Raw genomic sequence first — 20,013 nt, 5'->3', positions numbered from 1 at the left:
GTGGGGTTGTGTTAAAAGATCTGTTCAACCGACGGCGCCAGTACGTCACGGTGGGGACGGGCGAGGAGGCGCCCGAGGCGCGGCCGACAAGACCTGCGATGGAGCGGGATGTGCCGAAGGGCCTCGTGCAAAAGTGCGACGGGTGCGGCGCCCTCATTTTGGCGAAGGAATTGCAGAAGCATCTGTACACATGCCCGGAGTGCAATTACCACTTCCGCATCGGGGCGCGCACGCGTATCGAGATCACGGTCGACGAGGGGACGTTCCGCGAGCTTGACGCCCGGCTGACGTCGACGAATCCGCTCGGCTTTCCCCAGTACGAGGAGAAGCTTGAGGCCGCGAAGCGCGCCACCGGGCTTCTCGAGGGCGTGGTGACGGGCGAGGCCGCGCTCGACGGCGTGCCCATAGTCATCGGTGCCATGGATCCGGGCTTCATGATGGGCAGCATGGGTTCCGCGGTGGGCGAGCGCATCGCGCGGGCGATGGAACGAGCGGCGGAGAGCAAGCGCCCGCTTGTTTTGTTCACCGCGTCTGGCGGCGCACGGATGCAGGAAGGCATTCTGTCTCTCATGCAGATGGCCAAGACGAGCGTGGCCCTCACGCGGATGGTTGAGGCGCGGGTGCTGTTCATCTCGGTCATCACGCACCCTACTACGGGCGGCGTGAGTGCCAGCTTCGCGAGCCTCGGCGACATCATTGTCGCAGAGCCGGGCGCCATGTTTGGGTTCGCGGGCCGGCGCGTCGTGGAACAGACCATGCGGCAGAGTCTGCCTGACGATTTTCAGACGGCAGAGTTCAACCTGAAGCACGGCATGATCGACAAGGTCGTGCATCGAAAGCAGATGCGCCAGACGCTCGGGGCGCTGGTGCGCATTCACACCGCTCGGGGGTGGGCGCATGGCGAATGAGCTGGATTTTGAGCGGCCCATCGCCGAGCTGAAGGCGAAGATCGCCGAGCTCAAGGCGTTCATGGAGAAGAACGACATTGACTTGCAGGGAGAGGTCGCCAAGCTGGAGGAGCGTTTGAAGGAACTCACGGAGGCCACGTATGCGAATCTTACGCCGTGGCAGCGCGTTCAACTCGCCCGCCAGATTGGGCGACCCACCACGCTGGATTACATCCGCGGGCTGTGCGACGAGTTCGTAGAGTTGCACGGCGACCGCCACTTTGCCGATGACCTCACCATCGTCGGCGGCGTGGGGCTCATCTCCGGCCAGCCCGTGACCATCATCGGCCATCAGAAGGGGCGGGACACGAAGGAGAACATCCGCCGCAACTTCGGCATGGCCAATCCCGAGGGCTACCGGAAGGCGCTTCGGCTGATGAAGCAGGCGGAAAAGTTCGGCCGTCCCGTGGTCTTCTTCATCGACACGCCGGGCGCTTACGCAGGGATGTCGGCCGAGGAACGCGGGCAGAGCGTGGCCATCGCCGAAAACCTTCTCGCCATGGCCGGCCTCCGCGTGCCCACCCTGTCCATCGTCACCGGCGAGGGCGGGAGCGGCGGCGCGCTCGGACTCGGGATCACCGATCGGATTTACATGCTCGACTACGCGTGGTACTGCGTCATCGCGCCGGAGTCGGCGGCCGCCATCCTGTGGAAGGACGCGAAGCTCGGGCCGAAGGCCGCCGAGGTCATGCGGCTCACGGCCAAGGACCTGCTCGATCTCGGCGTGATCGACCGCATCATCGAGGAGCCGATGGGCGGCGCGCAGAAGGATCCGGAGTGGATGGTGCGAAAGGTGCGGGAGGTCGTGATGGACGGGTTGCGCGAGCTTTTGTCTGTGCCTATTGATGAACTGCTCGAGGCGCGCTACCATAAGTATCGGCAAATGGGAACCTACGTCGAACGGCCGTGAAGCGGTGTCCGGCGCCGCCGGACTTTCCGCTTCTTCCTTTGTGTGCGCGCCTGCGCACGGGGCCAGGTCGAAAGTTTCGTGAAGAGAGGGTTAGGCATGCGAAAGACGAAGATTGTGGCCACCATCGGGCCTGCGAGCGAATCGCTCGACATGTTGACCAAGCTGATTGAGGCCGGTTTGGATGTCGCCCGACTCAACTTCTCCCACGGTACATACGAAGAACACGCAGAGCGCATCCGGCGCATTCGCGAGGCGTCGGCCCGCGTGGGCAAGCACGTCGGCATCATGCTCGACATCAAGGGACCGAAAATTCGAACGGGCAAGATCCAAGGTGGCCAGGTGGAGCTGAAAGACGGAGACGAAATTGTCCTCACCATTGATCCGGTGGAGTACGGCACGAAGGAGCGCGTGTGGGTCTCCTACGAAGGGCTCGTGGAAGACGTGTATCCCGGCGCGCCGATTCGCATCGACGACGGGCTGATTGGACTCGAGGTCATCCAGGTCAAGGGCCACGACATTCACTGCCGCGTCACCAACGGCGGCGTGCTGAAGGACAACAAGGGCATCAACGTCCCTGGCGTGACGCTCAGGATTCCGGGTGTCACGGAGAAGGACAAGGCGGACATCCGCTTCGGCATTGAGCACGGCGTCGACATGATCGCGGCGTCGTTCGTGCGCAAGGCGGCGGACGTGCTCGAGGTGCGCCGCATTCTGGAGGAGCACAATTACCAGGCGGACATCATCTCCAAGATTGAGACGCGCGAGGGGCTGGATCGGCTCGACGAGATCGCGCAGGTATCCGACGGCATGATGGTGGCCCGCGGCGATCTCGGCGTCGAGATCCCGACGGAAGAGGTGCCGCTCGCGCAGAAGCGGATTATCTCCATCTGCAACCGGTATGGCAAGCCGGTCATCACGGCGACGCAGATGCTCGATTCGATGCAGCGCAATCCGCGGCCCACGCGCGCCGAGGCGAGCGATGTGGCGAACGCCATCTTCGACGGCACAGACGCCATCATGCTTTCGGGTGAAACCGCCGCCGGGCGGTATCCACTGGAATCCGTGCGGACCATGGCGCAGATCGCGGAGCGGGCCGAGGCCGCCATCGCGCACGACGAGGTGGCCTATCGACACCGCACGGAGGTCACGCACACCGTGTCCGACTCGCTCGCGCACGCCGTGCGCACCCTCGCGGCCGATCTCGACGTGATCTCCATCATCACGGCGACGACGTCGGGGCACACCGCCCGCTGCGTGTCCAAGCACCGGCCCATGACGCCCGTCATCGCGGTCACGCCGTTTGATCACGTCGCGCGGCGCCTGACGCTCTACTGGGGCGTCCTCCCCGTCGTCGTGCCGGACATCGCGGGTACGACGGACGAGTTGCTCGCGAGCTCTGTTCAGGGGGCGCTCTCGACCGGCTATGTGCACAAGGGCGATCGCGTCATCATCATGGGCGGCATTCCCGCGGGCACGGCGGGCACGACGAACTTCATGAAGGTGCACACGGTTTAAGAGCCGCACCGGCTCAAGACCGGATACAGGCGCGCGGCGCGGAATTCCCCGCTTTGAAGGGGAATTCCGCTTTCGTTTATGATGGAGAGCGAGTGGCGCTTGGCGCGCATCGGCGAGAGCCCCCAGTATGGGGCGCCGTTCCGATTTGAACCGAATTTGAACAGTTGGGAGAATGATGTCCATGAAACGCGTGTTGTCGGGCATTCAGCCATCCGGAACCCTGACCATTGGAAACTACCTCGGGGCGATTCGCAACTTCGTGAAGCTGCAGGGCGAGGCGGATTGTCTGTTCTGCGTGGTGGACATGCACGCCATCACGGTGCCGCAGGACCCGGAGGCGCTCCGCCACAACACTCGTTCGGTGGCCGCGTTGTATCTCGCGTCGGGGATTGACCCTGCGAAGGCGACGGTGTTTGTCCAGTCGCACGTCCCGCAGCACGCCGAGCTTGGGTGGATCCTGCAGTGCTTCACCTACCACGGCGAGCTCGAGCGCATGACACAATTCAAGGACAAGTCGAGCCGCCACGAGGTGGTCACGGCGGGACTGTTCACCTATCCTGTGCTGATGGCTGCGGACATTTTGCTCTACAACGCGCATCTTGTGCCGGTTGGGGAAGATCAAAAACAGCACCTGGAACTCACCCGGGACATCGCGGGCCGCTTCAATCGCCGATTCGGGGACACGTTCGTGGTGCCGGAACCCTATATCCCGGAGATTGGCGGGCGCATCATGAGCCTCGAAAATCCGGAGAAGAAGATGAGCAAGAGCGACGAAAGCGCGAACGCCTACATCTCCATGCTGGACGATCCGGACACCATACGTCGAAAAATCGGCCGCGCGGTGACGGACTCGGAGCGGGAAGTGCGCTTCGACCCGGAGCGGAAACCTGCGGTCAGCAATCTGATGACCATTTACGCGCTGTGCGCCGACGTCTCGCTCGAGGAAGTCGAGCGCAGATTCGCAGGCCAGGGCTACGGGCCGTTCAAGAAGGAACTGGCGGAAGTCGTGATTGAGCGCTTGGCGCCCATTCAAGCTCGTTACCAGGATCTCATGGAATCGAGCGAACTCGATGACGTGCTGCGCCAAGGGGCCGAGCGGGCGCGTGAAATTGCAGCCGCTACGCTCCGGGAGGTGCAGCAGAAGGTCGGCTTCTTGCAGGTCTGAGCCGCGCCGAGCCGCCCGCCGTGCGGGCGCAGGGAGGGATGCGGAATGCGGCTTTTGGTGGTGGAGGACGAGGCGGCGCTGCAGCGGGAGCTCGTAAAGCTTTTTCAGCAGCGCGGTTACACGGTGGACGCCGTGGATACGGTGTTTGCGGCGGTAGAACACGGCATGAGCGGCGCGTACGACTGCATCGTGCTCGATTACATGCTGCCAGACGGAGACGGGATTGAGGCGCTCACGCAATTGCGCGAGGCGGGGTGCACGACCCCCATTCTCATGCTCACGGTGAAAAATGACCCAAAGGACCGCGTGCTGGGGCTCAACAAGGGGGCCGACGATTACCTGGGCAAGCCGTTTCATCCCGACGAACTCCTGGCCCGGGTGGGGGCGCTCGTCCGGCGCTCGCCCGCGCTCACCGACGACGAGGTGCTCGAGCATGGGCGCGCGAAACTGCACACGCGGTCGCGTAGCCTCGAGTACGACGGTCGGACCCTGGAACTCACGAGCAAGGAGTTCGCCCTGATGGAGGCGCTCTTCCGCCACAAGCACCAGGTCATGACCCGCGATCAGCTGATTGCCAAAGTCTGGGGTCCGGATGCGGAAGTGGCGGACAGCGCGCTCGACACCTACATTTACTTCTTGCGAAGGAAGTGTTCCAACATCGGCTGGAAAAACGCCATCGTCACGGTGCGCGGCCGGGGCTATGCGCTGCAGCCGGAGGGCGAGTGACCGATGTTCCGCCGAATGTACATCACCGTGGCGAGCCTCCTCATCGTGAGCACGGGGCTTTTGCTCGTGCTCGTGGGACTCGCCGTGTACCACGAGCTAACGAACGACGTGGCCAGAGACGCGGAGCAGGCGATGGCCGAGGCCGTGCCGGCGGTCGAGCGGGCGCTCACGGAGAGCGTGTATCGGGATGGCCTCGGCCCCCCCGTCCGGGACGATCTCGGCAATACCATCTTCTACTATGCCGTGGGCCCGGCGGCCGTCGCCCATTCGCCGCACGCGCCCGTCCCGTTTTCGGTCGTGCACGGCGAGGCGGTGCTCAAGCACTTTGTGACGTTCACGTACGACAACGAGCCGTACCGGCTGTACACCGTGGTCGTGCCGGATCCGACCATGGCGCCTGCCCTCATCCAGACGTCGTATCAAGGTTCGGTCGGCAGGGCTTCGACCCGAGGGCTGTTGGCCACAAGCGCGCTGAAGGACGCGGTGCGCGGCATCGCGGGTTCGCCCGCCCTCACGCCGACGCGATCGACCGTGGTGCTCTACATGTACTGTCTCATCACGCAAGAGCGCTCGATGCTCACGCACACGCTCCACCTCATGGAGTTCATCGGCGGCGCGGGATTTTTGCTTGCCATCGCGGGCGATCTCGTCCTGGCCCGGCGCCTCGTCCAGCCCGCCTTTCAGACCTGGGCGGCGTACCAGGAGGCGGTGCTGGAGTTGTCGCACGAATTGCAGACGCCCATCGCCACCGCCAGCGCGATGCTCGCCAACCGCGATGTGCCGGAGGAGGCGGCGAACGAGATCCGGCGCGAGCTGGACCGCGCGTCGAAGATGATCTCGGACATGCTCTACCTCTCGAAGTTGCGCTCGGGTTTGGTCGACGATCCGCCCGAACCTGTGGCGGTGTCGGACCTCACGCTCGAAATTGCCGAGCGGTATCAGCCCGTCGCGCGTGCGGAGGGCATCGAGCTTCGCGGGCAGGCCGAAGAGGGGCTCTACGTGTACACCAATCAGGGCGAGTGGGAGCGGCTGGTGAGCACGCTGCTCAAGAATGTGATTGATCACGCCAAGCGCCCGTCGACCGCCGTCTGGTCGTTGTACCGACAGGGCCAGTGGGTCGTGCTCACGGTTGAAAACGACGTGGCTGATCAGGCGGGCGACAGGCCTCGCGCGCCGGAGCGCGGCGTCGGCCTGCAGATTGTCGAGCGCCTGGTCCACCGGATGCGCGGGCGTTTGCGCATCGACGCAGACGAAGATCGATTTTTTGTCGAGCTGCACGTGCCGCTTTTGCGCCCGCATTGAGAGCGATTGCATGAGCGGGCTGGCGTGCTATATGATGGGTGAGGATGCACTGCGAGACAAGGCGGGCGGCGGGAGACTGCGCCGCTCCTTGTCGCGCACGGTCATCGAGAGAGAACGCATCGAGATTGGGAGGGCCTGCCATGCCGACGTTTGAGAGGTATTCACTGCCGACGGAGGGCGAACCCATCACGTTGGTGGATGGAAAGCTGAACGTGCCGGATCACCCAATTATTCCGTTTATCGAAGGAGACGGCACAGGGCCGGACATCTGGCGCGCTGCGCAGCGCGTGTTCGACGCCGCCGTCGAGAAGGCGTACGGCGGAAAGCGCAAGATCGCCTGGTACGAGGTGTATGCGGGCGAGAAGGCGTACAACATGTTTGGCGAATGGCTGCCGCAGGATACGCTGACGGCGCTGTCGGAATATATCGTCAGCATCAAGGGTCCCTTAACCACGCCGGTGGGGGGCGGCATCCGCTCGCTGAACGTGGCAGTTCGCCAGGAATTGGACCTGTACGTCTGCCAGCGCCCCGTGCGCTACTTCCAGGGTGTTCCTTCGCCCGTGAAACATCCTGAACTCGTGGACATGGTGATCTTCCGCGAAAACTCGGAGGACATCTACGCCGGGATCGAGTGGCAGGCGGGTACGCCGGAGGTCAAGAAGGTCATCGAGTTTCTCCAGAAGGAGATGGGCGTCAAGAAGATCCGCTTCCCGGAGACGTCCGGCATCGGCGTGAAGCCTGTCTCGCGCGAGGGCACGGAGCGCTTGGTGCGCGCCGCCATTGAGTATGCCCTGCGCCACAACCGCAAGAGCGTCACGCTCGTCCACAAGGGCAACATCATGAAGTTCACCGAGGGCGCGTTCAAAAACTGGGGCTATGAACTTGCCGAGCGCGAATTCTCGGACAAGGTGTTCACGTGGGCGCAGTACGACCGCATCAAGGCCGAGAAGGGTCAGGATGCTGCGGACGCGGCCCAGAAGGAGGCCGTGGAGGCAGGTAAGCTCATCGTGAAGGACGTCATCGCCGACGCGTTCCTGCAGCAGATCCTGACGCGTCCGGCCGAATACGACGTCATTGCGACGCTCAACCTGAATGGCGACTATATCTCGGACGCGCTCGCCGCGCAGGTCGGCGGCATTGGCATTGCGCCGGGCGCCAACATTAACTATGAAACGGGGCACGCGGTCTTCGAGGCGACGCACGGCACGGCGCCGAAGTACGCGGGGCTCGACAAGGTGAACCCGGGCTCGGTGATTCTCTCGGGCGTCATGATGTTCGAGTACATGGGCTGGCAGGAGGCTGCCGATCTCATCACCCGCGCGATGGAGAAGACCATTGCGCAGAAGATCGTGACGTACGACTTCGCCCGCTTGATGGAGGGCGCGACCGAGGTGAAGTGCTCCGAGTTCGGCGATCACATCATCAAAAATATGGACTGAGGAGCGGTTCGCATGGTGGAGAGGAAGAAAATATCGGTGATCGGCGCCGGATTCACGGGCGCCACCACAGCGTTTTTGCTGGCGGCCAAGGAGCTCGGAGACGTGGTCCTTTTGGACATTCCGTCGCTCGAGAATCCCACCAAAGGCAAGGCGCTCGACATGCTCGAGGCCATGCCCATGCTTGGGAGCGACGCGCGCGTCGTGGGGACGTCGAATTACGAGGATACCGCCGGATCGGATCTCGTCATCATCACGGCGGGACTGCCGCGCAAACCGGGCATGAGCCGGGACGATCTCGTCACGACGAACGCGAACATCGTGAAGTCGGTCACCGAGCAGGTGGTCCGGCACTCGCCGGATGCCTGTCTCATCGTCCTCTCCAACCCTGTGGACGCCATGACGTACGTGGCGTACAAGACGAGCGGATTTCCCAAACAGCGCGTCATCGGTCAGGCCGGCGTGCTCGACACGGCCCGATTCAACACGTTCGTGGCCATGGAGCTCGGGGTGTCGGTGGAGGACGTGCACGGCTTTGTTCTCGGCGTGCACGGCGACGACATGGTGCCGCTCGTCCGCTACGCGAACGTCGGCGGCGTGCCGCTTGAAAAGCTGCTCCCCAAGGAGCGGATTGACGCCATCGTCGAGCGCACCCGGAACGGCGGCGGCGAAATTGTGAGCCTGATGGGCAACGCGAGCGCGTATTACGCCCCGGCCGCATCGCTTCTGCAGATGGCGGAGTCCATCCTCAAGGATAAGCGGCGCGTGTTGCCCGCCATCGCGTATCTCGAAGGGGAGTACGGCTATCGAGATCTCACGCTCGGCGTTCCGACGGTGCTCGGCAAAGGCGGCATCGAGCGCATCCTGGAACTCGATCTTCTGCCGGAGGAAAAGGCGGCGCTTGACAAGTCGGCCGAATCCGTGCGCAGACTGATCGCCGTGATCTCGTGACAGGGAGCAGGCAGGTGAAAGCCAAGGGCATACGTCCCTTGGCTTTTTCGCATGTCAACCGCTCTGCTGGGAGCGGTCGAGCGCCTTGACGTGCTCCGCCTGACGCCGGCAGGACTCGTCGTGCACCAGTTTCCAGAGCGCGGCGAGGAAGGTCGGGCTGAGGCCCCGCGCGGCTCCCGATTGAAGGTATCGCGCGCGGACCTGTTGCGCGCGCTCGGGCTGCACAATCGCTTGGCCTCGCCGCGCCTTGTGTTCGGCGATCTCGTCTGCGATGGAGAAGCGCCGGGCCAAGAGCGTCAGGATGTGCTCGTCGATGTGGTCAATGGCTTTGCGCAGCTCGCGGATTTCCTCGTTAAGTGGGCGCTGCACTTCGGCTCTCTCCCTTCGCGTGTGAAATGAGCAGGCATGGACGCGCAAAACGCCCACCCCGTGAGGGGCGGGCGTCGCCCGCGGTACCACCCTGATTCGAAAGGCGCTGGGCGCAGAGGCAGCCCGGGATCCTCTCGCGCCTCGTCCTGGGCCGGGCGGTCAAACAAAAAAGCCCGCCCCGTGAGGGGCGAGCTTCGCTCGCGGTACCACCCTGCGACGGGCGCCTGCGCACCCGCGTTTCACTTCATTGGGATAACGGTAGGTGTTCGCCTACCGGCGCTGGCTACTTGCGGCCCGCGCGAAGCGCTCGTCGCGTCCGGTTCACCAGGCGGCTCCAGAGTGAACTTCCGTCCGCGGCACGGACCAGTTCGCACCTTCCACTGGCTCTCTGCACCGCCCCGGCGGACGTACTCTCTCCTTCATGGCCTTCGCTCGATGAATTTTGTGAACATCATAATCAATTCGGTGAAGTGTGTCAACGCGGCGTGCGTCCCGCTGGGTGTGAGGCCGTTTTCGTGCCGCCACAAGACGACGCGGGCCGACAAGGGGAATGTGATAGAATGGAGCGGGACAACAGTGCGCCAAACGGCGCGAAGTCTGGGGTGGCCTATGCCAGCGTCGAAACTCGTGTTGATTGATGGAAACAGCATCTTGTATCGAGCGTTCTTCGCCTTGCCGCCGCTCACCGCGAGGGACGGCACGCCCACGAACGCCGTGTACGGCTTTACGACGATGATCTTGCGGCTGATGTCGGACGAAAAACCGACGCATCTGGCCGTCGCGTTTGATAAATCTAAGACGACGTTTCGTCATGCTGATTTTGCGGCGTACAAAGGGACGCGCCAGGAGACGCCCGACGAGCTCGTGCAGCAGTTTCCGCTCGCGCGGCGCACGCTGGAGGCGCTGTCCATCCCGATGATCGAGATCGACCAATACGAGGCCGACGACGTGATCGGAACGCTCGCCAAGCGTGCAGCGGAAGCTGGCTTTGACGTGCGCGTGGTCTCGGGCGATAAGGACCTGTTGCAGTTGGTCGACAGTAGCATTCACGTGCTCCTGACGCGAAAGGGCATCACGGAGATGGAGCACTTTGACGAGCAGGCCGTCGCTCGCCGTTATCCGGGGCTTAAGCCCGCGCAGGTCATCGACCTGAAGGGTCTGATGGGCGATCCGTCCGACAACATTCCGGGCGTGCCCGGGGTGGGCGAAAAGACGGCGCTCAAGCTGCTTGCGTCCTTTGGCACGGTGGAAGGCGTGTACGAGCACCTGGATGAGGTCCAGGGCCAGAAGCTGCGAGAGCGCCTCGAGCAGCACCGCGAGGACGCGTTCCTCTCCAAACGCCTCGCTACCATCGCCTGCGATGCGCCCATCGAGGTGGATCTCGAGGCGCTGCGATACGAAGGACCGGATCCCGCCCGCGCCATCGCCTGGTTCCGCGAGCTCGACTTCCGATCCCTCGTCGACAAAATTTCCGAGGAAATGAGCCACGATTCGACGGCGGCTCCTTCACCGGCGGACGCGCGTAGCGCGTCGAGCGAGTGGAGCTCCTTCGCGTACAGCTTGATTGAGGATGCGGGGAGCTGGAAGGAAATTGTATCGTCGTTCAGTGAACCGGTCGGCGTCATGATGGACTTGGCAGATCCGGACTATCACCGGGCGGAGATCCGCGGCATGGCCGTCGCGACGCCAAAACGCGCGTACTATGTTCGCTTCGGCGAGCGATTGGAGTTGAGCGATGTCCGACCGTGGCTCGTGTCGGATCGGCCGAAGGTGGCGTTCGACCTGAAGTCAATGGCGTTCGCGCTGGACGCACACGGCATCGGGCTGACGTCGGCAAGCGGGTGGCAGGACGTCAAATTGGCCGCGTACTTGCTCAATCCGCAGGACGGCGAGGTCGAACTGTCCGATGTCTTCGCCCGCGAGCGTGGGCAGGAGTTGCCCGCGTTGGAAGAGGGCGAGCGCGAGAAGTGGCTCGCCTACACCGCGTCTCAACTGCCTCCGCTCTTCGAATCGTTGGCGTACACGATTCGCATGCAGGAGATGGAGCGTCTTTACCAAGAGGTCGAGCTTCCACTGGCGTTCGTACTCGCGAAGATGGAGATCACGGGGTTTTACGTCAATCGCGAGAAACTGGTGGCGTTTGGGCAGGAATTGACGGAGCGGATCAAGCGCATCACCGAGGAGATCTACGATCTCGCAGGCACTTCGTTCAATCTGAACTCGCCGAAACAACTCGGCGAGATCCTGTTCGACAAGCTGGGGCTGCCGGCCTTGAAGAAGACGAAAACCGGCTACTCCACGAGCGCCGACGTGCTTGAAAAGCTGGCCCCGATGCACGAGATTGTGCAGAAGATCTTGGATTACCGCTTGCTGGCGAAGTTGCAGTCGACGTACGTCGAGGGCCTGCTGAAGGTCATTCGCAAGGAGACGGGCCGCGTGCACACTCGGTTTCATCAGACGCTCACGGCGACCGGCAGACTGTCGAGCAGCGAGCCCAATCTGCAGAACATCCCCATCCGGCTCGAGGAAGGGCGCAGACTGCGCCAGGTGTTCGAGCCGACGTACAAAGATTGGGTGATCTTCGCGGCCGACTATTCACAGATCGAATTGCGGATCCTCGCCCATCTGTCTGGCGATGAGGCGCTCATCGACGCATTTCGCCGCGACATGGACATCCATACGCGGACGGCCGCGGACGTGTTTGAGGTGCCGCCGGAGCAGGTGACGAGCCTGATGCGCCGTCAGGCGAAAGCGGTCAATTTCGGTATCGTATATGGGATCAGCGATTTTGGGCTCGCGCAGAACCTCAACATTCCGCAGAAAGAGGCGAAGCGCTTCATCGAGAGTTATTTTGAGAAGTTTCCGGGTGTCAAGCGATATATGGACGAGATCGTCAAGCAGGCGCGCGAGCGCGGCTATGTCACCACCCTGATGAACCGCAGGCGGTATCTGCCGGACATCCACAGCCGCAACTATCAGCTCCGAAGTTTCGCCGAGCGCACCGCCATGAACACGCCCATCCAGGGCAGCGCCGCGGATTTGATCAAACTCGCGATGGTGCGGATCGATCGCGCCATGCGCGACGCGCAGATGGACGCGCGCATGTTGCTCCAGGTGCACGACGAGCTCATCTTCGAGTGCCCGAAGGACGAACTGGCCGCGCTCGAAGTGCTGGTCCGGGACAACATGGAAAACGCGATGACCTTGTCTGTGCCGCTCAAGGTGGATACTGCGTACGGCCCGACGTGGTACGACGCCAAGTGAGGGGGGGGATGGGACGTGCCGGAATTGCCCGAGGTGGAGACTGTCCGACGCCATCTCGCGGAGCTCATCGAGGGGGATGTGATCCTCGACGTGGCGGTCCGCCTGTCGCGCATCGTGCGCCATCCTTCGCCTAGCCTTTTTGTTGAGCGGCTCAAGGATCGGAGCATTTGCCGCGTGGAGCGGCGGGGCAAGTATTTGTTGTTCGAGTTGGATGGCGTGCTTCTCGTCTCTCACCTGCGCATGGAGGGCCGTTACACCGTGGCGGATCCGGCTGAACCGGAGCTTCCGCACACCCATGTGGTGTTTCGCCTCGCGTCGGGCCGTGAGTTGCGTTATGCGGACGTGCGCCAGTTCGGCACGATGGATGCCGTCCTCGAAGGCGAGCCGCTGCCCAAAGGGCTGGCGGAGCTTGGACCGGAGCCGTTCGATCCGGCGCTCTGCGGCGCGGTTCTTCGACATCGCTGGCGGGGTCGCCGCGCCCCTCTCAAGAGCCTGCTGCTGGATCAGCGGCAGATTGCAGGGCTCGGCAATATCTACGTGGATGAAGCGCTGTTTGCCGCGGGGCTTCACCCACTGACGCCTGCGGGGGCAGTGGGCGCGGAAACGCTTGACGTCCTCCTTCGCGAGATCCGCGCTGTCCTCGCGCGCGCCATCCGGGAGGGCGGATCGTCGGTTCGATCGTTTCGCGACGGCTATGGCCGGCATGGCGGTTTTCAGATTCAACTGGCGGTCTACGGGCGCGAAGGCAAGCCCTGTCCGCGTTGTGGCGGAGCAATTCAGAAGATCAAGGTGGCGGGCCGTGGCACGCACGTGTGTCCGGCGTGTCAGCCCATCTCCGTCGCCGCACCGAAAGGAACGGGGGTGAACGCGTGAGAGGCAAGATCATCGGTTTGACCGGGGGCATTGGCACGGGCAAGAGCACGGTGTCCCAGATGCTGCGCGATCTCGGCGCGTTCGTCGTGGACGCCGACGTGTGGGCGCGCCGGGTGGTCGAACCCGGAAGCGACGGGCTTCGCGACATCGTGGAAGTGTTTGGAGAAGACGTGTTGCAGCCCGACGGGACGCTGGACCGAAAGAAGCTTGGGGCCATCGTGTTTCGAGACGAGGAGAAGCGGCTGCAACTCAATCGCATCGTGCACCCGCGCGTGCAGCAGGGCATGTGGCAGGAGACGACGGATTATTGGAGAGATCACCCTGGAGAACCGGTCGTGTGGGACGTGCCGCTTCTCATCGAGGGGACGGCGAAGCGGCTTGTGGACGAGATCGTCGTCGTGTATGCGAGTCCCGCGACGCAGCTCCGGCGCGTGATGGAACGGGACGGCTTGAGCGAGGAGGAGGCGCTCCGACGGATACAGGCCCAAATGCCCATCGACGAAAAGCGGGCCGTCGCCACGTACGTCATTGAAAACGACGGACCGCTGGAATTCACGCGAGAGCAGGTGCAGGCGCTATGGCAAAAACTTCGGGCGGAAAGCCGAAGCGGCCCTTCTTCCTGTCGCTGAGCCTCCGCCAGCTCATCGCGGGGGTCTTGCTCATCGCCGTCCTCGTGACCATCTCGACCAACGGTTTCTGGCGCCTGATGTATCCCATCCAGTACCAGGTCCAGATCCAACAATCGGCACGGTTTGCGGACGTGGATCCGCTGCTCATTGCGAGCATCATCCGCGTGGAGAGCAAGTTTCGGACTGAGGACGTCTCGCACGCAGGCGCCGTGGGGCTGATGCAGCTCATGCCGCAGACGGCCGAGTGGATCGCGGAGATGCTGCGGAATCAGACGTCGGGATCGGGCGGCGCGCTTCGCAAGCTGCCGAAAGACGCAAAAAAGCTGGCGAGCCCCGAGTACAACATCCTGATTGGCAGCTGGTACGTGAAGAGCCTGATCGACGACTTTCACGGCAACGTGGTGGCCGCGGTCGCGGCGTACAACGCGGGCCCGCGGCGCGTGTCACAGTGGCTGAGGGACGGGGTGTGGAACGGCAAGCTCCAGGACATCGATCAGATCCCCGTCGGGGAGACGCGCCACTTCGTCGATCGCGTCTTCTACAACTACGATTTGTACAAGAAAATCTATGGGGGAGATCCCGCCTGGCGCCTGCCTCAGAAGGGTTAGGAGGCGGTGAAGGTGGAGAATCGAAACCGAGCGGTAGCCTGTCTGCAAGGGGCGCGGGCACTGCGGAGCGTGGGGCAGGGCATCGCCATCGTCGATATGGCCCTCCTGCTCAAGGCGCTCGGCTGGCGCGCCACGGCGATTGGCGGGGTCCTGTCTGCGGCCGGTGTGGTGGGGGCCGCCTTGATTTTGCTCTGCGGCCCCTTGTCGGATCGCATAGGGCGAAAGCCCTTCCTGCTCGCCTACGAGCTCATGACGTGCGCGGCGGCGCTTGTGGTAGCCCTTTCGCGCAATCCGACCCTGCTGTCGGTCGCCATTGTGCTCACAGGCCTCGGCCGCGGGCAAAATGGAGCGGCGGGGCCGTTTACGCCTGTGGAACAGGCGTGGATGGCCGAGAACATTCCGCGGGATCAGCGCAGCCGCGTGTTCAGCGCGAACACGGCCATTGGTTTCTTCGGCGTGGCCGCAGGCTGCCTGCTCGCGGGACTGGATCATGTCTGGCCGAACGCGTTGCCTGGAGCCCTCGCGTTTCGACCGCTCTTTTGCGGCATTGCCGGCCTTTCGCTCGCCTGCGCGGGCCTTGTGTGGATCACGCCAGGGGGAGACCGGGACGCTCGACGGGTTCACGACGTGCGCGAGGAGGACTCAAGCGCTCGAGCACTGGACCGACCCGAATCGGAACCGAAACGCCTTCGGCGCCATCCGCAGCGACAGCACGAGAACCGGAACATCGCTCGGCTCGCGCTGGTCAATCTGCTGAACGGGCTCGGTGTCGGCTTTGTGGGCCCGATGATGTCCTACTGGTTCGCGACGAAATTCGGCGCGACGAGCGGGGAGATAGGGGGAACAATGGCGGCGTCCTTCGTCGTCACAGGGTTTGCGGCGCTCTTCTCCGGGTACTTGGCTGACCGCGTCGGCATGGTGCGCGCGGTCGTCTGGCTTCGGCTCGCGGGGGTGGGCCTGATGTGCGCGCTCCCATTCATGCCTACGTTCGCACTGGCCTCTATCCTGTATGCCGCGCGATCCGCCCTGAGCCGCGGAACGCAGGGCGCTCGATCCGCGCTCGGCGCGAGCCTCACGGGCGATGATCGCCGTGGATTCTCACTGAGCATGAATTCGTTTTTCACGCGAGCCGCTTCGGCGGTGGGGCCAACGCTGTCCGGATGGCTGTTGGACGAAGGCAGCCTGGCCCTTCCGTTCGTCTTTGCGGCTGGGTTTCAACTCGTCTCGACGGTGCTGTACGGGGTTTTCTTTCGGGCCTACGATGCGGCCGAGCGGGTGTGAAGACCGAAGGTCAGAGGGTTTGATTGGATGGATGATCTGTCATGACCCGGATCCCAGCCCTGCGCAGCGCCTCGCAGGCTTCGGCGAGCTGATCTTCTCGGTCAAACTGCACGCGGTGATAATGGAAGCCCCCGGTGAGGCTCGAGAGAAGCGCCGCCTTTTCTGCGCGCACTTTCTCGAGAAACACGTCCACGTCGCGCCTCGACGTGATGAGCAGTTGGCCCACAATTTCACCGTAAATGGCGTGTTCCACCCGGACATCGAGCACGCGCACGCCGTGATCGACAAGTGCGTACAGCTCGTCTTGGGTCTGCTCCGGCGTGTGCGAGACGGCGAGCACCGTTTCTCGACCGGAGGATGCGCGGTTGAGCCAGTAGCCCTTGGGCGTGGCGTAGATGGGTTCGCCAGCCGCGCGCAGGAGGGCAATCTCGTGTACGACCACCTGTCGCGTGACGCCAAGCGCCTCCGCGAGAGCTTGCCCGGGTATGGGGACTTCGGCGCGCTGAAGCATGTTCAGCAGGCGCAACTGTCGCTCCGTCGGCATGGTTGAACTCCTTTCTTGCGAATCGTGGCGTCCGATGACATCGGTTCCCAATAAGAAGAAAGGGTTCGGAATGTCTCCGAACCCTTCCGCCTTGTGCTCTTCTGGTGTCGAGAGCGGGACTTGAACCCGCACGGGTTACCCCACACGCCCCTCAAACGTGCGCGTCTGCCAATTCCGCCATCTCGACATGGCTTCAAAAGCGAGTCACGATGATGATTATAGTCGCCTCGGACGGACGTGTCAAGCCATCTGAAGCGCATCGGTTTCAGGAAAATCACCTTGCGACGACAAAGCCATGTGTGCGGGCCCTCGGCGTACATGGGCTGCGGCCTGAGAACCCATCCCGGTCGATGCCTGTCCGTGTCGACGGGGCTTTTGAGGACGGATCTGGACACCGCGCGGAGGGAACGTTACGATGATCTACAACCAGCGACATGCTTGTACACAGCGATCCATGGATCTTCTCAGCGAGGAGCGTGTGGCATGAGGGAGCGTCGCGAGGGGGCGCTCGCTGCGGCCGTGATAGCGGTGCTGTTGGCTCTCGCCTTCGGTTCGTGGCTTTGGGCTCGGCGGGCCGAGCCAAGGGCCCGCGAGGCCGAGTGGTGGGCGCAAGCGGGATGGCGCGTCAACGCCGTCGTGGATTCGGGGAAGCCCCTGGTGCTCACGTACAACCTGTGGACGGCCGCGACCACTGCGCCGGACGCGCTGGACCTAGAGCCGATCCCGGCGGGCGACTTTGAAGTGGTCCAGTCGACGCTCACGCACGAAGTCGATGTCGAGAACGGGGTCTCGTATCAGTTGTGCCGGCTCGCCCTGTCGGTGCGGTTTCCGAGGAGCTATCGGGATCAGCGAATGGGCTTTCTGGTGAATGCCGGACCGTGGAAGCGCATACTTCCGTATGGAAGGGTGACTTGCCGCATCATCCGCGGCTCGGTCGATTGGCTCAACGTCTCGTTTGCCTCCGGAGAAATTCAGGAGCCACTCGTGATGCGGGAGAATCCTGTCACGCTGCAGCTTCGCAACGAAACGAAGGCGCCTGTGCGCATCCTGGGGCTCTGGCAGGCCGGAGACGACGGCATTTCAGGCGTGAGGGTGGTTGTGTCTGAGACGCCAAGTGCAGCCCACCGCATGAGGTTGCCCTTCACGTTGAAGCCCGGGCAGACGGCCGTGCTCGAGTATCTCCTTCAACCGCATCCGGGAACGGTCCAGCAAGGACTGGTGTTTCAACCCGCGCTCGTGCTCGCCTCCGGACGGGCACAGGGATTCGAGGTGATGCCGCCTGTCGTGATCGAGCGATCCTTCCTGCCGTGGCAAACGCATGCGGCGCGAGGCATCGTGCAGTTTGTCGAAGCCGTGCCATCCTGACCTCGTGAGAGAGCACGGCGGCGTGAACGCCGTCCGGCTTCTGCCGGAGAAGGAGGAGATGCGCATGCGGCGCGTGGCCGGTGTGCAACGATTGATTTTCGTGGTGTTCGTGCTTGGCGCCATCGCCACAGCGGCGGGCCTTGGGCGGACGCATCGCGTGATGGGCATCGCGCTCGGCCTGGTGATTCTGTTGGTGGGCTGGGCCATCTCGGCGTCGATCCATGTCGCCAACCAATGGGAAAAGGCGGTCGTGCTCCGCCTCGGCAAGTTTCGCCAACTCGCGGGACCTGGAACCTTTTTTCTGTTGCCCATCGTGGATACGGTGGCGGATTGGATTGATCTGCGCGTGCGATCGACGACGTTCACCGCGGAGCAAACCCTGACCAAGGACACGGTCCCGGTTAACATCGACGCGGTGCTGTTTTGGGTCGTGGTGGACGCGGAGAAAGCCGCGCTGCAGGTGGCAGATTACGAATATTCGCTCTCTTGGGCTGCGCAGACGGCTCTGCGGGATTTGATTGGACGGATGATGCTGGAAGATATGCTGTCGAGCCGCGAGGCCATGGATGCCGAACTGAAGCGCCTTCTGGACGAGCGCACGGGGCCTTGGGGGATCTCAATTCAGAGCGTCCAGATCCGCGACATCAAGATTCCGGGCAACCTCCAAGACGCCATGTCCCGAGCGGCGCAGGCGGAACGCGAGCGAAACGCCCGGGTCATCCTGGGCCAGGCCGAGGTTCAGGTGGCCGAGTCGTTTCTCGAGGCGGCGAGGTTGTATCACAGCGATCCCGTCGCGCTTCAACTGCGCGCCATGAACATCTTGTACGAGGGATTGAAGGAGAAGGCGTCCATGATTGTCGTGCCGAGCGCGCTCTCGGACGCGATGAACCTCGGCACGTGGCTTGGCGTCGCGAACGCCGAGCGCATGGAGGAGCTGCGTCGCGGTGGGGACCGCGGTTAACGGAACATCGACGGATCGGCGCGGAAGTGCGGTGCTGGGTAGGGGCGCGGCTGGCGCACGAAGTTCGGCAGCACGAAATCGTTGTCGTACCCGCTGTGAAAGATGTGCGTCGCGGCCGGCGACAGGGGCGGAATGAGCCAGGTCCAGTCGCCCGTGACGCGGCGGTTCGCGTCTCGCTCGAGCTGTTCGAAGTAGGCAAATTGGCGCGCGGCCGTGTGATGGTCGACGATGGTGACGTTTCGCTTGCGATACGAGTGGAGCACGGCGGCGTTCAGTTCCACCAGCGCGCGATCCCGCCACAAGGTCGCGTCGCTCGATCGGTCGAGGCCGAGCGCGTCGGCGACGGCGGGAAGCATGTTGTAGCGAAATGGATCGGCGAGATTGCGCGCGCCAATCTCGGTGACCATGTACCAGCCGTTGAACGGGGCGGCGGTGTAGCGGATGCCGCCGATGATGAGCGCCATGTCGGACAGGACGGGCACGGCGTACCAGCGCAGGCCGAGTTCGGCGATGCTCGGGTGCTCGGGGTGCTCGATGGGCACTTCGACGACGAGATGGCGCGGCAGATCGAACCAGGCTAACGCCTCGCCGTCCGCAATGACCACGGGGAGCACGTCCCACGGCGTGCCTGCTCCACGCCACCCTAGCCCTTGGCAGACGCGGGTGAAGGCTGCGGAGGCCGGATCGCCCACCATGCCTCGCGGGGTTTCGTAACCCGCATAGCGCACAATCTGGTGATTCCAGATGCGCACTTCGCGCTCTCGCGAGGCCGGGGCGAACACGGTGATGGTGGGGCGAATTTTGCCGCCGTTTTGCGCGAAATCGAGGTGCTCGCAGACGGCCTCGAAGATGGAGCGTGGCCCTTTCAGGTGGCGTCGGTCGAACACGTGGAGCGTCTGCCAGAACAGTCTGCCGATGCAGCGGTTGCTGTTCCGCCACGCCATGCGCGCGCCGTGCTCGAGCTCCTCAAATGTGTGCTCATAGGTGCCGTCGCGGTCGATCTGGCGCCGCACCTCGTCGAGCCGACGCTCGATATCGGCTTCGCTTTTGCCGAGCTCTCGATAGCACACCTCGAGAAAGGCGCGCGCTTCGTCCCAAAGTGGGTTCATCCGCATCTTCACCGTCCCCCACCCATTCTAGCCAAGCTCGACGCGTGCTCCAAAGGCG

The 20,013-nt window shown here is 63.4% G+C and carries 18 protein-coding genes and 1 tRNA gene; 15 read left to right on the top strand and 4 right to left on the bottom strand.

Features of this window, described 5'->3' with window-relative positions; genetic code table 11:
• Positions 1-8: 8 nt before the first annotated feature.
• The 8 genes from accD (at position 9) to mdh (ending at position 8,952) form a co-directional block, all read left to right on the top strand.
• Positions 9-908, top strand: coding sequence for an acetyl-CoA carboxylase, carboxyltransferase subunit beta (gene accD, locus TC41_RS12150; RefSeq protein WP_014465365.1), 900 nt, complete (start codon positions 9-11; stop codon positions 906-908).
• Positions 898-1,857, top strand: a complete 960-nt coding sequence (locus tag TC41_RS12145; RefSeq protein ID WP_014465364.1) for an acetyl-CoA carboxylase carboxyltransferase subunit alpha — start codon at positions 898-900, stop codon at positions 1,855-1,857. The genes accD and TC41_RS12145 overlap by 11 nt, the downstream gene beginning before the upstream one ends.
• Positions 1,858-1,953: 96 nt before the next feature.
• The gene (gene pyk, locus TC41_RS12140; protein ID WP_014465363.1) at positions 1,954-3,372 is read left to right on the top strand and encodes a pyruvate kinase; all 1,419 of its coding nucleotides are present in this window, start codon (positions 1,954-1,956) and stop codon (positions 3,370-3,372) included.
• A 181-nt stretch (positions 3,373-3,553) separates the two neighbouring features.
• The gene (gene trpS, locus TC41_RS12135; RefSeq protein WP_081462287.1) at positions 3,554-4,537 is read left to right on the top strand and encodes a tryptophan--tRNA ligase; all 984 of its coding nucleotides are present in this window, start codon (positions 3,554-3,556) and stop codon (positions 4,535-4,537) included.
• A gap of 45 nt (positions 4,538-4,582) precedes the next feature.
• Positions 4,583-5,263 carry a response regulator transcription factor gene (locus TC41_RS12130; RefSeq protein ID WP_014465361.1) on the top strand — a complete coding sequence of 227 codons (681 nt, stop codon included), beginning with the start codon at positions 4,583-4,585 and terminating at the stop codon, positions 5,261-5,263.
• A gap of 3 nt (positions 5,264-5,266) precedes the next feature.
• Positions 5,267-6,565: a sensor histidine kinase gene (locus tag TC41_RS12125; RefSeq protein WP_014465360.1), complete on the top strand. Its 1,299-nt coding sequence runs from the start codon at positions 5,267-5,269 to the stop codon at positions 6,563-6,565.
• 140 nt (positions 6,566-6,705) lie between these two features.
• Complete coding sequence (icd, locus tag TC41_RS12120) at positions 6,706-8,004, top strand: NADP-dependent isocitrate dehydrogenase (protein WP_014465359.1); 1,299 nt, start codon at positions 6,706-6,708, stop codon at positions 8,002-8,004.
• Between the two features lie 12 nt (positions 8,005-8,016).
• Positions 8,017-8,952: a malate dehydrogenase gene (mdh, locus tag TC41_RS12115; RefSeq protein ID WP_014465358.1), complete on the top strand. Its 936-nt coding sequence runs from the start codon at positions 8,017-8,019 to the stop codon at positions 8,950-8,952.
• Between the two features lie 54 nt (positions 8,953-9,006).
• On the opposite strand, the gene TC41_RS12110 is transcribed toward mdh, so the two are convergent.
• Complete coding sequence (locus TC41_RS12110) at positions 9,007-9,321, bottom strand: chorismate mutase (RefSeq protein ID WP_014465357.1); 315 nt, start codon at positions 9,319-9,321, stop codon at positions 9,007-9,009.
• A 609-nt stretch (positions 9,322-9,930) separates the two neighbouring features.
• On the opposite strand from TC41_RS12110, the gene polA reads away from it, so the two are divergent.
• From polA to TC41_RS12085, 5 genes are read left to right on the top strand one after another with little or no spacing between them, the layout of a single operon-like run.
• Positions 9,931-12,585, top strand: a complete 2,655-nt coding sequence (polA, locus tag TC41_RS12105; protein ID WP_014465355.1) for a DNA polymerase I — start codon at positions 9,931-9,933, stop codon at positions 12,583-12,585.
• A gap of 15 nt (positions 12,586-12,600) precedes the next feature.
• A complete protein-coding gene (gene mutM, locus TC41_RS12100; protein ID WP_014465354.1) occupies positions 12,601-13,458 on the top strand; it encodes a bifunctional DNA-formamidopyrimidine glycosylase/DNA-(apurinic or apyrimidinic site) lyase in 858 nt (285 codons plus the stop codon).
• Positions 13,455-14,087: a dephospho-CoA kinase gene (coaE, locus tag TC41_RS12095; protein ID WP_014465353.1), complete on the top strand. Its 633-nt coding sequence runs from the start codon at positions 13,455-13,457 to the stop codon at positions 14,085-14,087. Before mutM ends, coaE begins: the two co-directional genes overlap by 4 nt.
• The gene (locus TC41_RS12090; protein ID WP_041695425.1) at positions 14,036-14,695 is read left to right on the top strand and encodes a lytic transglycosylase domain-containing protein; all 660 of its coding nucleotides are present in this window, start codon (positions 14,036-14,038) and stop codon (positions 14,693-14,695) included. The genes coaE and TC41_RS12090 overlap by 52 nt, the downstream gene beginning before the upstream one ends.
• A 12-nt stretch (positions 14,696-14,707) precedes the next feature.
• A complete protein-coding gene (locus tag TC41_RS12085; protein ID WP_237699939.1) occupies positions 14,708-15,976 on the top strand; it encodes an MFS transporter in 1,269 nt (422 codons plus the stop codon).
• Between the two features lie 10 nt (positions 15,977-15,986).
• Here the strand turns inward: TC41_RS12085 and TC41_RS12080 are convergent, their stop codons facing one another.
• Together TC41_RS12080 and TC41_RS12075 are read right to left on the bottom strand one after the other, a co-directional pair.
• Complete coding sequence (locus TC41_RS12080; protein WP_041695909.1) at positions 15,987-16,520, bottom strand: transcription repressor NadR; 534 nt, start codon at positions 16,518-16,520, stop codon at positions 15,987-15,989.
• A 102-nt stretch (positions 16,521-16,622) separates the two neighbouring features.
• A tRNA-Leu gene (locus TC41_RS12075) sits at positions 16,623-16,707 on the bottom strand.
• Positions 16,708-17,003: 296 nt separating this feature from the next.
• Between TC41_RS12075 and TC41_RS12070 the strand changes: the two genes are divergently transcribed.
• Together TC41_RS12070 and TC41_RS12065 are read left to right on the top strand one after the other, a co-directional pair.
• Complete coding sequence (locus TC41_RS12070) at positions 17,004-17,885, top strand: hypothetical protein (RefSeq protein ID WP_014465349.1); 882 nt, start codon at positions 17,004-17,006, stop codon at positions 17,883-17,885.
• Complete coding sequence (locus TC41_RS12065) at positions 17,839-18,846, top strand: slipin family protein (RefSeq protein ID WP_237699938.1); 1,008 nt, start codon at positions 17,839-17,841, stop codon at positions 18,844-18,846. The genes TC41_RS12070 and TC41_RS12065 overlap by 47 nt, the downstream gene beginning before the upstream one ends.
• Here TC41_RS12065 and TC41_RS12060 read toward each other — a convergent pair.
• On the bottom strand, positions 18,843-19,961 hold the full coding sequence (locus tag TC41_RS12060; protein ID WP_041695424.1) for a nitric oxide synthase oxygenase: 1,119 nt from the start codon (positions 19,959-19,961) through the stop codon (positions 18,843-18,845). The two genes, TC41_RS12065 and TC41_RS12060, sit on opposite strands and share 4 nt — an antisense overlap.
• Between the last annotated feature and the right edge of the window lie 52 nt (positions 19,962-20,013).

The organism is Alicyclobacillus acidocaldarius subsp. acidocaldarius Tc-4-1, assembly GCF_000219875.1.
GTDB classification, from domain to species: domain Bacteria; phylum Bacillota; class Bacilli; order Alicyclobacillales; family Alicyclobacillaceae; genus Alicyclobacillus; species Alicyclobacillus acidocaldarius_A.
The sequence above is the reverse complement of the archived record's forward strand: the minus strand, read 5'-3'. Positions and strand labels throughout refer to the sequence as shown.

What these genes read in the sequence shown, in the direction of transcription:
- TC41_RS12065 (WP_237699938.1), top strand. Translation starts at nt 17,839, where the DNA reads ATGCGGCGCGAGGCATCGTGCAGTTTGTCGAAGCCGTGCCATCCTGAC.
- mdh (WP_014465358.1), top strand. Translation starts at nt 8,017, where the DNA reads ATGGTGGAGAGGAAGAAAATATCGGTGATCGGCGCCGGATTCACGGGC.
- TC41_RS12060 (WP_041695424.1), bottom strand. Translation starts at nt 19,961, where the DNA reads ATGCGGATGAACCCACTTTGGGACGAAGCGCGCGCCTTTCTCGAGGTG.
- polA (WP_014465355.1), top strand. Translation starts at nt 9,931, where the DNA reads ATGCCAGCGTCGAAACTCGTGTTGATTGATGGAAACAGCATCTTGTAT.
- icd (WP_014465359.1), top strand. Translation starts at nt 6,706, where the DNA reads ATGCCGACGTTTGAGAGGTATTCACTGCCGACGGAGGGCGAACCCATC.
- TC41_RS12090 (WP_041695425.1), top strand. Translation starts at nt 14,036, where the DNA reads ATGGCAAAAACTTCGGGCGGAAAGCCGAAGCGGCCCTTCTTCCTGTCG.
- TC41_RS12130 (WP_014465361.1), top strand. Translation starts at nt 4,583, where the DNA reads ATGCGGCTTTTGGTGGTGGAGGACGAGGCGGCGCTGCAGCGGGAGCTC.
- pyk (WP_014465363.1), top strand. Translation starts at nt 1,954, where the DNA reads ATGCGAAAGACGAAGATTGTGGCCACCATCGGGCCTGCGAGCGAATCG.
- TC41_RS12070 (WP_014465349.1), top strand. Translation starts at nt 17,004, where the DNA reads ATGAGGGAGCGTCGCGAGGGGGCGCTCGCTGCGGCCGTGATAGCGGTG.
- TC41_RS12080 (WP_041695909.1), bottom strand. Translation starts at nt 16,520, where the DNA reads ATGCCGACGGAGCGACAGTTGCGCCTGCTGAACATGCTTCAGCGCGCC.
- TC41_RS12145 (WP_014465364.1), top strand. Translation starts at nt 898, where the DNA reads ATGGCGAATGAGCTGGATTTTGAGCGGCCCATCGCCGAGCTGAAGGCG.
- trpS (WP_081462287.1), top strand. Translation starts at nt 3,554, where the DNA reads ATGAAACGCGTGTTGTCGGGCATTCAGCCATCCGGAACCCTGACCATT.
- TC41_RS12125 (WP_014465360.1), top strand. Translation starts at nt 5,267, where the DNA reads ATGTTCCGCCGAATGTACATCACCGTGGCGAGCCTCCTCATCGTGAGC.